At 71.0% G+C, this 12,363-nt stretch carries 11 protein-coding genes; 7 read left to right on the top strand and 4 right to left on the bottom strand.

Annotation, left to right across the window (positions count from 1 at the left end; translation table 11 throughout):
• Positions 1–12: 12 nt before the first annotated feature.
• The 3 genes from ACQFZP_RS09780 to ACQFZP_RS09770 are packed head-to-tail and all read right to left on the bottom strand — an operon-like array spanning position 13 to position 2,713.
• Positions 13–1,002, bottom strand: a complete 990-nt coding sequence (locus ACQFZP_RS09780) for an FHA domain-containing protein (RefSeq protein ID WP_211891195.1) — start codon at positions 1,000–1,002, stop codon at positions 13–15.
• Complete coding sequence (locus ACQFZP_RS09775; protein WP_211891194.1) at positions 1,002–2,201, bottom strand: M23 family metallopeptidase; 1,200 nt, start codon at positions 2,199–2,201, stop codon at positions 1,002–1,004. Before ACQFZP_RS09775 ends, ACQFZP_RS09780 begins: the two co-directional genes overlap by 1 nt.
• The gene (locus tag ACQFZP_RS09770; protein ID WP_211891193.1) at positions 2,198–2,713 is read right to left on the bottom strand and encodes a hypothetical protein; all 516 of its coding nucleotides are present in this window, start codon (positions 2,711–2,713) and stop codon (positions 2,198–2,200) included. Before ACQFZP_RS09770 ends, ACQFZP_RS09775 begins: the two co-directional genes overlap by 4 nt.
• A 221-nt stretch (positions 2,714–2,934) precedes the next feature.
• Between ACQFZP_RS09770 and ACQFZP_RS09765 the strand changes: the two genes are divergently transcribed.
• The 7 genes from ACQFZP_RS09765 to ACQFZP_RS09735 all read left to right on the top strand — a co-directional run bounded on the left by ACQFZP_RS09765 (position 2,935) and on the right by ACQFZP_RS09735 (position 10,942).
• Positions 2,935–3,318 carry a TrbC/VirB2 family protein gene (locus tag ACQFZP_RS09765; protein ID WP_368845302.1) on the top strand — a complete coding sequence of 128 codons (384 nt, stop codon included), beginning with the start codon at positions 2,935–2,937 and terminating at the stop codon, positions 3,316–3,318.
• 97 nt (positions 3,319–3,415) lie between these two features.
• Entirely contained in the window at positions 3,416–4,165 is a 750-nt protein-coding gene (locus ACQFZP_RS09760) for a hypothetical protein (protein ID WP_211891191.1), read from the top strand.
• Positions 4,165–5,742 (top strand): hypothetical protein, encoded by a 1,578-nt coding sequence (locus ACQFZP_RS09755; RefSeq protein ID WP_211891190.1) that lies wholly within the window; start codon positions 4,165–4,167, stop codon positions 5,740–5,742. Before ACQFZP_RS09760 ends, ACQFZP_RS09755 begins: the two co-directional genes overlap by 1 nt.
• 4 nt (positions 5,743–5,746) lie before the next feature.
• Positions 5,747–7,240: an SCO6880 family protein gene (locus ACQFZP_RS09750; protein ID WP_211891523.1), complete on the top strand. Its 1,494-nt coding sequence runs from the start codon at positions 5,747–5,749 to the stop codon at positions 7,238–7,240.
• Positions 7,237–8,799, top strand: coding sequence for an ATP/GTP-binding protein (locus ACQFZP_RS09745; protein ID WP_249312281.1), 1,563 nt, complete (start codon positions 7,237–7,239; stop codon positions 8,797–8,799). The genes ACQFZP_RS09750 and ACQFZP_RS09745 overlap by 4 nt, the downstream gene beginning before the upstream one ends.
• Entirely contained in the window at positions 8,796–10,556 is a 1,761-nt protein-coding gene (locus ACQFZP_RS09740) for a type IV secretory system conjugative DNA transfer family protein (protein WP_211891189.1), read from the top strand. The genes ACQFZP_RS09745 and ACQFZP_RS09740 overlap by 4 nt, the downstream gene beginning before the upstream one ends.
• Entirely contained in the window at positions 10,553–10,942 is a 390-nt protein-coding gene (locus ACQFZP_RS09735; protein WP_211891188.1) for a DUF4913 domain-containing protein, read from the top strand. The genes ACQFZP_RS09740 and ACQFZP_RS09735 overlap by 4 nt, the downstream gene beginning before the upstream one ends.
• A gap of 81 nt (positions 10,943–11,023) precedes the next feature.
• On the opposite strand, the gene aspS is transcribed toward ACQFZP_RS09735, so the two are convergent.
• Positions 11,024–12,334, bottom strand: a complete 1,311-nt coding sequence (gene aspS / locus ACQFZP_RS09730) for an aspartate--tRNA(Asn) ligase (RefSeq protein ID WP_104310882.1) — start codon at positions 12,332–12,334, stop codon at positions 11,024–11,026.
• Positions 12,335–12,363 lie beyond the last annotated feature (29 nt).

Below are 12,363 nucleotides of genomic sequence, written 5' to 3'. Positions count from 1 at the left end.
CGACCAGCGGGTTCAGGCCGTCAGGGCGGGTTCGGTGCTGACGCGGCAGACGACGTCGCCGAGGCGAAGTCGGGCGCCGCTCGGAACGCGGTAGACGACGCCTGGCGAGAAAGTGGAGTTGCTGGCACCGCTGAGGTGCACTCCGTGCGTCGAGTGGTAGTCGGTGACGAGGATGCGTCCGGACCGGTCGAGGTCCACGAGCGCGTGGGTGCGCGACACGGTGTTGTCCCGACTGTCGACGCGGACCGGGATGCGGCCGTTAACGGGTGACGGGTTACGGCCGACCGCGGCGCTGCCGGCCAGTACCGCACGGGAGCTGTCCTCGAACTCGATGACGAGGGTCCGGGGCGCTGCGGGCAGCCGTGCCGTCGTTCGGCGCGACCATCGCCGCGGCCGTCGCTCGGGTCCAGGCCTTGAGATCGACTCGGTGGTGGGCCCGGCATTCGGCCCGGCGGCCGTCCCTGCTCTCGACGCCTGCGACGATGCCCGACGCAGCGCCCGGCGCCCGGAGCGCGGCTCGGTGACGGCTGGCTGGTCCGGCTCGGGGTCAGCGCGCCTCTGCAGGGAGATGCCGCCTCGAAGCAGCGGTTCTGGCGTGCCGCACCTCCGGCACCTGGTCTCGGCTGCCGACGCGGCTGCGGCGCAGGCGACGCACGTGCCGGTGATGATGGTGAGCTCGGGCTCGCTCCCAGCATCGGTCTCCGGCAGTCCGTCGGCGCTGATCGCCTGCATGATCGCAGATGGATGCACGGCGAACTCCTGCATCCGGTTCCCCTCGTGCAGCTCGAGTCGGATCGCGCGGGCGATGGTCTGCGCGAGGCGTGTGCATCGGGCGACGACGGCTGCAAGCGCGGCATCACGGTCGTCCGCGGAGATCTCAGCCGGGGTCGAGCTCCACGACAGCATGCCGCCGCCACTCGCATCGAGGCGCGCGGTGACGCGCGGCCACGTGGGGACGGCCTCGCCCGGTTCTGGCCGGCGACTCGTGCGTCTTCCCGCCATCAGAACCTCACCCCGCGCGCGTCGAGGAACGGAAGCGGATCGACGCGTTCGCCGTCGACGAGCACTTCGAAGTGGAGGTGGCAGCCGGTGGACTGGCCGCTTGTACCCGTGATGCCGATCTGCTGACCGGCGGTGACGACCGCCCCCACTCCGACGAGGTAGCCGTCCGATTCCATGTGGAGGTACTTCGTGACGAGCCCTCCGCCGTGGTCGACTCGGATGGTGCCGTTCCCGGAGCTGTCGGGTTCGGCTTCGACGACGGTCCCGGACTGCGCGGCCCAGATCTGCCCGCCGCAGCCGCCCGCCGCGAGATCGATGCCGTTGTGCATGCGCCATTCGAAGTCGGTGGGGTGGAACCGGTTCCCGAACGTGTCGGTGAGCCCGCCGTCACCGGGTGCCGCCCAGCCCGAGGGGCTCAGGTTCGCGGTGCTTCCACCGGCGGCCGCGGCAGCCGCGCTTGCCGCCCCACACCCTCCGTCTGCGTCCGGACTCGCTCCGCTCGCGGGCGGCATCCCTGTGCCCAGCCCAGTGCTGGTTCCGCTGATGGTCTCGCTCACGGCAATGGCGGCCTGCCAGTACTTGGCATAGTGCTGCGGGTCGGCGTTTCCCTGGACGCGATGGGCGGCCTCCGACGGTGCGAGCGCGTCACGCTCGGCAACTGCGAGCAGGGCGTTGAAGAAGCTGCCGGCGCTTGCGTGCGGGTCCATTCGGTCGGCGTAGCTTCCCCACGCGCCGTTGTCGCGTTGCTGGAAGAGCCCTCGTGAGTCGGGACCGGCCGCGTCGCCGTGGTCGAGCACCTGCAGGGTCGATTCGCCGATGGCGGTCATGACCCCGATGACCTGGTCGCGGACCCCGAGGCCGGCCTCGCGACCCGCGGCCAGGATGTGTGCGGCATTCGAGAGCTGCGCGCCAGCGAACTCGACCGGCTCGCCGTCGATCGTGGTGCTGACGGTGAGCCGCGACGCTGAGATCGGGTCGGCTTGGATGGCACCGGCGGCGGCTCCTGAACCGACCGTGCCGGTCTCCGTCTCGGTGCCGAGCGGAACGACCGGCACCGAGAACCCGGAGGTGGCGCAGGCCGCCGCACTCGCGAGCGATGTGCTCGCGATCGTCGTGAGGACCAGGGCCCCGAGCAGCAGCGCCGGCGCGAGCAGGTTCACGATCGCGATTCCCCACCATGCACCGGTTCGCGCGCTCACGAGGCTCCGTCCGGTGGCGCGATCTGGCTGACGAGCCAGGGCCCGGAACCGTCCCGCACGAGCAGGAGCCGATAGGAACCACCCTCGGTCGAGACGGCGACGCGGGCGAGGTAGCCGCTTGCGTCGCGTTCGACCGCGATGCTCCCGCCAGCTGTCAGCGCGGGGATCGATGCCGGGTCCACGGAGCTCAGCGCGACGACCGCCGCCGTGGTGAGGTGGGGTTCGAGCCCCTCGAGCCAGTCCCGCTGGGAGACATCGCGACGCTGGTACGCCGCCATGGTCGCGGCAGCGACGCTGATCGCGTCGGCATCCGACTCGTCATCGTGTGTCGGCGACGGCTCTGGGTCCTCCGCTTCGATGTGCTCGCCCCGCGACCCATCCGTGAGCTCAGACGACCGGTCCGACAGCGTCTGTCGGCTCGGCGATGTCGTCGGCGGCCCGTCGGCTGTCGAGCATCCGCTCACTCCCAGGGCCAGCGCTGTCAGCGCAGCAACTGCGATCTTCCGGCGCATCGAGCACCCCTTCCCAGCCACAGCTCGGCTGCGGCGAGCACCAATCTAGGTCGCTCGGAGCGCCCCGAATTCGGCCTGTGGATAACTCCCTGCGGTCCCTTCGGCCGTGCGTAGAGTCCATTCCTGTACCGAGCCGGCACCAGCACCGACGAGCCATCTGAGGGCGTCGACGGTTCGGCTCAGACACCGGGGCGAGGCACGGCGCGCAGACTCGATCGCTTGTGGTCCGACCCCGGCGGCGCCCGACCCCGCCTACCTGGGTCGCTCTTCGGCGCGCGTTCTCGCGCCTTCATCTCGACAGGAGACCTCTGATCATGACGACCGTCGCACTCGCGATCTTGCTCGACACCACCGCGCACCTGGCGACGCTGCCCGACCCTGACCCGGTGCAGCCTCCGGGCACCGAGGGCCTCACGACCCTGCTCGGCTGGGTGAAGTGGATCGGGCTCGCGGTGTGCGTGCTTGGCCTCATCGCCGCCGGCACGATGATGGCCATCCAGTCGCGCAGAGGCGAGGGCGGCGAGCACGCGGGCAAGATCGGCATGGCGCTCGGCGGGGTCATCATCATCTCGGCGGCGACGAGCCTCGTCGGCTTCTTCGTCTGACATGCGGCGGGCGAGCATCATGCCGAACAGCAGGCAGAGGCCGCGCCGATCTGGCCGCCTCAGCTCGGGCACGTCATGGGGACGTCCTGGCTTCGTCGTGGCCGCCCTCGGCGTCGCGCTCCTTGTGGGTGCCGGTGTCGTCGTCTCAGCCCTCGCGGCGTTCGGGGGTGAGGCTCCCGGTGGGGGTGCGGATGCGCGGGCCGAGTCCGCGACCTCCACGCCGACGCTCGACGCGAGCGTCGGTCCCCAGCCCGTCGCGGCTGGCGACACGCTGTCACCCAGCCATTGCGGGCTGCCCGAGCCTGGGGCGCCGGGCCCCGCCGAGGCGGGGGAATGGCGACTCGCGATCGCGCCGGAGACCGACTGGCGGGATGTCGACGTGAACCTCGCCCCGAGCGCACCGGCCGCGGGTCCGGGAGAGACGCATGAGGATGGGTTCGCATCCTGTTTCCAGCGTTCGCCGGAAGGTGCGCTGTTCGCGGCCGCGAACTTCCTCGTGCAGTCGAACACCGCGGGGCTCCGGGCCCCGCTCCTCGAGTACGCCCTGGCGCCTGGACCCCACCGAGAGGCGATCCTCGCAGAGTCGAAGTCGGGGGCTGAGTCGGGCTCCGAGGGTGAGCTCATCCGGCTCCAGATCGTGGGCTACCGGATGCTCGCCTTCGACGGCCAGGCCGCGCGTGTCGACGTCGCGCAGCGCGTCACCGTCGATGGCATGAGCAACTTCATCGCCGCCGTCGTCGACCTCCAGTGGGTCGGTGGCGACTGGCGGATCCCGACCGACGAGCCGCATCCGGTGCGCCTGCAGGCGCTCAGCGACGTCGGCGGCTACGTGCGGTGGGGCGCCTGATGGCTGACTGCGGGCTCGGCGATTTCGAGTGCTATTCGAAGGGGATCGCCTCGACGGTGTGGAGCCGAACACGTGAGGCCCTCCAGAACGACGTCAACGAGTGGGTGGCCGAGCAGATCTCGACGCTCGGCACCATGTGGGTCGACGTGCCGACACCCGACCTCGGGACGACGGGGGCCGCGGCGGGTTCAGCTGCCGCCGCGCCGACCGGCGACGTCGAAGCGTACCTCGGCACCGTGCTCGGGTACGTCAGCTGGATCTCTGGCACGGTCGCCATCATCGGGCTCGTGTTCCTGGCCGTCATGGTGGGGCTCCGCATCCGCTCCGGCGACGGGGTTCCGTTCCACGGCCGCCTGTTCGCCGTGCTCGCGGGCGGTGTCCTCATCGCGGGCGCCTCCTCATTGGTGTCTGCGCTCATCCCCGCGGCCCCGGCGGCGTCGACCAACACCGCGACGTTCCTGCAGTCCTCGACGTGGTGGATCGCGGGTGTCTGCGCCATCGTCTCCGTCATGATCGGCGGCGCGCGCATGGCGTGGGAGCAGCGGGCGCGGCCGGGGCAGGAACTCCTGAAGAGCCTGCTCACGCTGGTGGTCGTCGCAAGCGTCGGCCTCACGATCGTGTGGCTGCTCGTGCGTGCGGGGGACTCGTTCTCGACCTGGATCATCGACGAGTCGCTCGAGTGCGACCTCGACGGGGCCCCGAACTGCTTCAAGGACAACGTCGGCGTCATGCTCGGGGGATCCGTCGCGGGCCTCGCCGGCGGTGCTGCCGGGAGCTCCGGCGGAGCGATCGCGAGTGGGGTCAGCAACGGCCTCTTCATCGGCGTGATCGTCGGGCTCGTCTCGGTGGTGCAGGTGCTCCTCATGATCGTGCGAGGCGGGATGCTCGTCATCCTCGCCGGAATCCTGCCGCTCGCCGCCTCTGCGACGAACACGGAGCTCGGCAGAGGGTGGTTCCAGCGCTGCGTGGCCTGGCTGACCGCGTTCATCCTCTACAAGCCGGCCGCGGCGATCGTCTACGCCGCCGGCTTCCACATGAGCGGGGCCGCCCCGACCTCGGAGGGCAGCGCCGTTCTGACCACCTACACGGGGCTCGTCATTCTCGCCCTCGCCATCGTCGCGCTCCCCGCGCTCATGCGCTTCGTGACGCCCATGGTCGGGGCGCTCGCCTCGAGCGGCGGGGGCGCATCCATCGCCAACGCGGTCGCGGACCGCGTACCGGAAGGCGCGCGACCCCGGCCGAGCACTGCGCCGCAGGGCAGCAGCCCTTCGCGGGCGGCAACGGGGGTGCCGCGGAGCGGGGCGCGGGCGCCAGGGGCATCGGCGACGCCACCCCGATCTCCGTCGACCCCGGGGTCGTCGGTGCCGTCGCCGGGGCCCGCGAGGACCCCCGCGTTCCCGAGCGCAGGGCCAGGAGGCGGTGCGGTGGCGGCAGTCGGCAAGGCCGCGGGTGGTTCATACGCTGCGGCGGCGCTCGCGGCCGTCCAGCCCGTGAAGAAGGCGATCAGACACGGCACGGACGCCGCGATCACAGTCGCGGAGCGGACCACAGGAGAGGAGCCGAGCGGTGGTCGATAGCTCGATGGCACGACAGGTGCGCACGTACGGTAACTGGCGGAAGCCGACCTCCGCAGGCCTCCTCGGGCTCGGCTCCGTGGGCACGGCGCTCCTCCTGGGCGGGCTGGTGCTCGTGGTCGTCGCCGTCATGATCTCCGGCATCGTCGCGGCGCTGATCGTGGCGACGGTGATCGGCGTGTGCCTGCTGCTGCTCGTCGTGCGTGACGCGCACGGCAAGAACGCGCTCTCCCGCCTCGGGGCCCGCTCAGGGTGGGCGCTGTCACGGGCGAGGGGCGAGGCGAGCTACCGGTCCGGCCCGATCGGCCGCGTGCCGTGGGCGACCTTCCAGCTGCCCGGCATCGCGGCGCCGACGAGGCTGAGCGAGCACAGCGACTCGCACGGACGCCGGTTCGCCCTGCTCCTCACGCCGGCCGCCGGCAGCTACACGGTGGTGTTCGGTACGGAACCGGATGGCGCGGCGCTCGTCGATCAGGAGCAGATCGACTCGTGGGTCGCCGAGTGGGGCCACTGGCTCTCGAGCCTCGGTGACGAGCAGGGGATCGAGGCGGCCTCGGTGACCATCGAGACCGCGCCGGACTCCGGCACGCGCCTGCGGCGCGAGGTCGCCATGAACATCGACCCGAACGCGCCAGCCTTCGCGCGCGCCGTGCTCGAGGAGACCGTCGCCGACTACCCGGAGGGGTCATCCACCGTGAAGGCATTCGTCGCGCTCACCTTCCAAGGGTCGCTGAGAGCCGGAGGGCGCCGGCGGGCCCCCGACGAGATGGCGCGAGAGCTCGCGGCCCGCCTCCCCGGCCTCAGCGCGGGACTGCAGGCGACCGGCGCCGGCGCCGCGCAACCGCTCACGGCGCAGGAGGTCTGCGAGATCGTTCGAGTCGCCTATGACCCCGCCGTCGCCGTGCTCATCGACGAAGCGCACGCCGCCGGCGAGGCCCCGCAGCTCAGCTGGAGCGACGTGGGTCCGGCAGCAGCCCGAGCGAGCTGGGGTGGCTACCGCCACGACTCCGCCTACTCGACGACGTGGGCGATGACCGTGGCGCCGAGGGGCAGTGTGCAGTCGAGCGTGCTCGCCCGGCTGCTCGCGCCGCACCGCGACATCGCCCGCAAACGGGTGACGCTGCTCTACCGGCCCATCGACGCGGCCCGCGCTGCCGCCCTCGTCGAGGCCGACCTCAGCGCCGCCCAGTTCAGGCAGACGTCGAGTTCAAAGCCCGCCGCCCGCGACACGCTCGCCGTGCGGGCGGCGGCGGCGACCGCCAGCGAGGAGGCCTCCGGAGCAGGCCTCGTGAACTTCGGGGCACTCGTCACGGCGACGGTGCTCGACGCGGAGCACGAGCTCGACGCGCGAGCGGCCATCGACAACCTCGCCGCGACTGCACGCCTCCGCCTCCGACCCGTCTACGGATCCCAGGACTCGGCCTTCGCCGCGGCGCTGCCGCTCGGCCTCGTCCTCAGCAAGCACCTGCGAGTGCCAAGCGAACTGCGAGAGAAACTATGAAGCGATCACACCAGAAGACGGCGAAGCCGACCGCGCAGGCGCGCCAGAGAACCCAAGCGCGACCGGGCGCGCGAGGCTGGAGCGGCGCCGGCAGCGGCGCATCCACCTACGTCCAGGCCCCGGATGAATGGCGCGGCACGACCGTCCAGGTCTGCGGGCTCTGGCCGTTCGCGGTCGGGACGGGCACCCCGATGATCGGGGTGCCCCTCGGCCGCCACACGCAGACCGGGGCCACCCTCTGCTGCGACCCCATCTCGTGGTTCCAACGAGCCAAGCTCATCAGCAACCCGTCCGCGTTCATCCTCGGCAAACCAGGCCTCGGCAAGTCGTCGTTGGTTCGGCGCATGGCAACGGGTCTCGCCGGCTACGGCGTGATGCCGCTCGTGCTCGGCGACCTGAAGCCCGACCACGTCGACATGATCACCGCCCTCGGGGGCCAGGTCATCTCGCTCGGACGCGGACGTGGCTACCTCAACGTGCTCGACCCCGGCGAGGCGACGGCGGCCGCGAAGCGGCTCAGGGCCCACGGCTTCGAGGCCGAGGCCAGCCAGGTGCTCGCCGACGCCCACGGTCGCCGGCACACGATGGTCGCCGCTCTCCTCACGATCATGCGGCTCCAGCCGCCGAGCGACCGCGAGGAGACGATCATCGACCGCGCCCTCAAATGGCTCGACGAGCACCACGACGGGGTGCCCGTGCTCGGCGACCTCCTCGAAGTCGTCCAGGCAGGGCCACCGGAGGTGCGCGCGGTCGCGCTCGACCGAGGAGACGACAGCCGGTACAAGGCGATCACGGAAGACCTCGAGGCGTCGCTCATCGGACTCGTCGGTGGCGGCAGGCTCGGCGAGACCTTCTCGCGGCAGACCACCAACCCGATGCGACGCGATGCGCCCGTCGTGTACGACGTCTCCTCGATCGACGACTCCGACGTCGACCTGCAGGCGGCGGCGCTCCTCGCCTGCTGGTCAGCGGGGTTCGGCACCGTCAACGTCGCCAACGTGCTCGCGGATGCGGGGCTCGAACCCCGCAGGCACTACTTCGTCATCCTCGACGAGCTCTGGCGAGCGCTCCGTGCAGGGAAGGGCATGGTCGACCGCGTCGACGCGCTCACCCGCCTCAACCGGCAGCGAGGGGTCGGGATGGCCATGATCTCGCACACCATGAGCGACCTCCTCGCCCTGCCCACCGAATCAGAGCGGATGAAGGCGAAGGGGTTCGTGGAACGCGCCGGCATGGTCATCTGCGGCGGCCTGCCCGGGGCCGAGATGCCGCGCCTCACCTCGGCGGTACCGCTGTCGCAGGCCGAGCAGGAGCTGCTCATCGGCTGGCAGGACCCACCCGCCTGGGACCCGACCAGCGGCCGGGAGGCCGAACCGCCGGGACGAGGCAAGTTCCTCGTCAAGGTCGGCGGCCGGCCAGGCATCCCGGTCGACGTGCAGCTCACCGCCGCGGAGGCGAGCATCAACGATACGAACAAGCTCTGGCACGAGGCGAGCAGGGTGACCGGCGACGCTCCGGGGATCGACCGCGGGCACGAGCCGGATCGAGCGAGATCGTGAGCGCGCCGCGGAAGCGCGGGCCGGGCGGACTGGCGACCGAGGCCGTCGTGCTGTGGGTCGCGCTCGGCACGGTCGTCGTCGCCGTCGGCGGCACCAACGTCTGCGTGCGCGCCGCGAACGCGGTCGATGGCACGGGGTCCGCCCTGCCGGACAACCTCTTCGCCCTGTTCTTCGAGGTGCTGCGAGGCCGCATCCACTGGACGGAGACCGCGACCGCGCTCGCCGTCGTGATGAGCCTCGGACTCCTGCTCGCGGGCACCGCGGCGACGCTCCTCAGCCGGCGCCGGCGATCCGGCGCTCGCCGACTCGACCGCGCCGCGGCCCTGCTCGGCCGGGGGAAGGAGATCGCTGCCATCAGCGCTCGCGGAGCCACGGCCAGCAGCCGGCGCCTCGGCGTCGACGGCCCGATCGGCGTCCGCCTCGGCACGAGCATCCCGGGTCCGGCTCCGGTGTACGCGGGGTGGGAGGACATGCAGATCAACATCAGTGGCCCGCGCACCGGGAAATCGACCGCCTTCGCCATCCCAGCCATCGTCGAGGCACCAGGTGCGGTCATCGTCACCTCCAACAAACGCGACGTCGTCGACGCGACCCGCGGAGTGCGCGCTGCCACGGGCCGAGTGTGGGTCTTCGACCCGCAGTCCGTCGCGGGTGAGGTCGCCCGATGGTGGTGGGACCCGCTGAGCTACGTCACCGACGAGGTGCAGGCAGGCAAGCTCGCCGACCACTTCGCCAGCGCGTCGAGGGAGCCCGGCTCCAGGGCCGACGCCTTCTTCGACCCCGCCGCGAAGGACCTCCTCGCGGCGCTCCTGCTGGCTGGCGCGCTCGCGGGCAAGCCCATCACCGAGGTGTACCGGTGGGTGACGCGACCCGGCGACGACGAAGCCATCGGCATCCTGCAGGACAACGGCTTTCGGCTCATCGCCGACCAGCTCGAAGGGGTCATCAGCGCACCCGAGCGGCAGCGCGGCGGCATCTACGGCACGGCCCAGCAGATGGCCTCGTGCCTGACCGGCAGGGCCCTCGCCTCCTGGATCACGCCGGGGACCGGTTCTGACGGCCGACCGCGGTTCGACCCTCACCAGTTCGTGCGTGGCACCGACACTCTCTACTCGCTCTCCCGCGAGGGGCAGGGGAGCACGGGCCCGCTCGTCACGGCCCTCACCGTCGCCGTGGCGGAGGCAGCGGAAGAACTCGCCGCGGTTTCACCGGCCGGTCGACTCACCCGGCCGCTGCTCGGCGTGCTCGACGAAGCCGCGAACGTCTGCCGGTGGCGCACCCTCCCCGACCTGTACAGCCACTACGGCTCGCGCGGCATCGTGCTCATCACCATCCTCCAGTCCTGGTCGCAGGGCGTCGAAGTCTGGGGCGAGGGAGGCATGCGAAAGCTCTGGTCCGCCGCGAACGTCAAGGTCTACGGCGGGGGCGTCAGCGAGGCGGCCTTCCTCGAGGAGCTGTCCAAACTCGTCGGAGACCACGACAGAGAACTCTCCTCGCTGAGCTACGGCCGAGGCCACCGCACCGTCTCGAGGCAGCTCCACCGCGAACGCATCCTCGACGTCTCCGAGCTCGCCGCGCTCCCGCGCGGGCGTGCACTCGTCCTCGCATCCGGCGCGCGCCCGACCCTCATCAAGACCAGATCGTGGATGCAGGGCCCGCACGCGACCCGTATCCGCGCCTCGATCGCGCAACACGGCCCCGGTGAGGATCCCGCCGCAGCTCTGGACGCACCAGTGCGCGCGGGGGAGCGGCGATGAGCGACGATGAGACGCGCCCAGGCGGTGGGAGCGCGTCCGCCAGCCAGTTCGCGTGCCTCGACGACTTCGTGCGCCAGTTCGTGAGCCGAGCGTGCGCCCGCCGAGTGGACGGGCGCACGCGAGTCTGGTCGGCTCGCTGGTGGGACTCACCCGAGGCGGTGCTCCGTCTCCGCGGGCTCTGGGAGGCGTGGGAAGAGCTGAAGGACTCGCCAGGCGGGGCCTGCCTCTGGTTCCGGGACCATGCCGACTACCACCTCGGCGTGCTCTTCAGCCCCGATGGCCCCTTCGAGTCGAGCCCCGACGTGCGCGACAGCACCAACCGTCGCGGTGACGACCTGCCCTGCGCACCACCCCCGCCAGGCCACGAGGTGACGCAGTGCGGCTGACGTCGGACGCAGCAGAGCCGCCCGCGAGAGATCGCGGACGGCTCTGAGGTCGCTGCCTGGTTGCGCGCAGCGCGATGAGACCTACGGCTGCAGGCGGTTCGGGCCGCGGAACAGGTACGTGACCTCGCGCAGCGTCGTCTGGTGCAGCATCAGCATCAGAATGCGCGCGAAGCCCATGCCGAACCCGCCGTGGGGCGGTGCTCCGTAGCGGAAGAAGTCGAGATAGAAGCCGAGCTCGTCGACCTCCATGCCCTTCTGCTTCGCCTGCTCCTCGAGCACGTCCACACGGTGCTCGCGCTGGGCGCCCGTCGAGATCTCGACGCCGTTCCAGATGAGGTCGTAGCTCTTCGTGAGCGACTCGTCGCCCTCGTGGCGCATGTGGTAGAACGGGCGGATCGATGCCGGGTAGTCCGTGAGGAACACGAACTCGTGCCCGAACGTCTCCTGCACGTGCGCCGCGATCTGACGCTCACCCTCGGGGTCGAGGTCGAGGTCGTTGCGCTCCAGCTTGTGGCCACGCGCCTCGACGATCTCGCGAGCCTCGAGCAGCGGGATGCGCGGGAACGGCAGCGACGGCACGACGATGTCGACGTCGAAGAGCGCCTTGATCTCCTCGCCGTGCGCATCCTTGACCGCCTGCAGGCCAGCAACCATGAGCTGCTCCTGCATCTGCATGACGTCCTCGTGCGACTCGATCCAGCTCACCTCGGCGTCGATGCCGGTGAACTCGGTCGCGTGGCGCGACGTGAACGACGGGTCGGCCCGGAACACGGGCCCGATCTCGAAGATCTTCCCGAGGCCCGAGCTCATCGCCATCTGCTTGAAGAACTGAGGGCTCTGCGCGAGGTACGCGCTCGTCTCGAAGTAGTCGACCTTGAAGAGCTCCGCCTTCGACTCGGACGCCGACGCCATGAGCTTCGGCGTGAAGAGCTCGACGTAGCCGTTCTCCACCCAGTACGTGCGGAACGCGTGCGCGAACGTCGTCTGGATGCGGAAGATGAGGGCGTTGCGCGGGATGCGCAGGTCGAGGAAGCGCCAGTCGAGGCGCTTGTCGATCGACGTGTCCTCGGCGATGGGCGTCTCGGGGAGCGCTGCGGTCTCGACGACGATCTCGTCGACCTTGACCTCGAGCCCGCCGAGCTTCACGCGCTCGTCGGCCTTCTTCTGGCCGCGCACGGAGATGAAGCTGCCCTGCGCGAGCGCGGAGATCGTGTCGGAGATCGCCTCACGGCCCTCGGCACGCGGGTTCACGAGCTGGACGGCGCCGCTCTCGTCACGGAGGACGACGAACTGCACCTTCTTCTGGTCTCGAACCGTATCGACCCACCCCTGCACAAGCACGGGGCCGTCTTCGAGCGTGGAAAGGGAGGAGATGAGGGCGCGATCAGTCACCGGTCAAGGGTACCCGAGGCGCACGTGCG

The sequence above is a fragment of the Pseudoclavibacter sp. Marseille-Q434 genome (assembly GCF_050315415.1).
Classification (GTDB): domain Bacteria; phylum Actinomycetota; class Actinomycetes; order Actinomycetales; family Microbacteriaceae; genus Pseudoclavibacter.
This window is presented reverse-complemented; position numbering and strand designations above follow the sequence as displayed.

What these genes read in the sequence shown, in the direction of transcription:
- ACQFZP_RS09780 (WP_211891195.1), bottom strand. Translation starts at nt 1,002, where the DNA reads ATGGCGGGAAGACGCACGAGTCGCCGGCCAGAACCGGGCGAGGCCGTC.
- ACQFZP_RS09770 (WP_211891193.1), bottom strand. Translation starts at nt 2,713, where the DNA reads ATGCGCCGGAAGATCGCAGTTGCTGCGCTGACAGCGCTGGCCCTGGGA.
- ACQFZP_RS09755 (WP_211891190.1), top strand. Translation starts at nt 4,165, where the DNA reads ATGGCTGACTGCGGGCTCGGCGATTTCGAGTGCTATTCGAAGGGGATC.
- ACQFZP_RS09750 (WP_211891523.1), top strand. Translation starts at nt 5,747, where the DNA reads ATGGCACGACAGGTGCGCACGTACGGTAACTGGCGGAAGCCGACCTCC.
- ACQFZP_RS09745 (WP_249312281.1), top strand. Translation starts at nt 7,237, where the DNA reads ATGAAGCGATCACACCAGAAGACGGCGAAGCCGACCGCGCAGGCGCGC.
- ACQFZP_RS09735 (WP_211891188.1), top strand. Translation starts at nt 10,553, where the DNA reads ATGAGCGACGATGAGACGCGCCCAGGCGGTGGGAGCGCGTCCGCCAGC.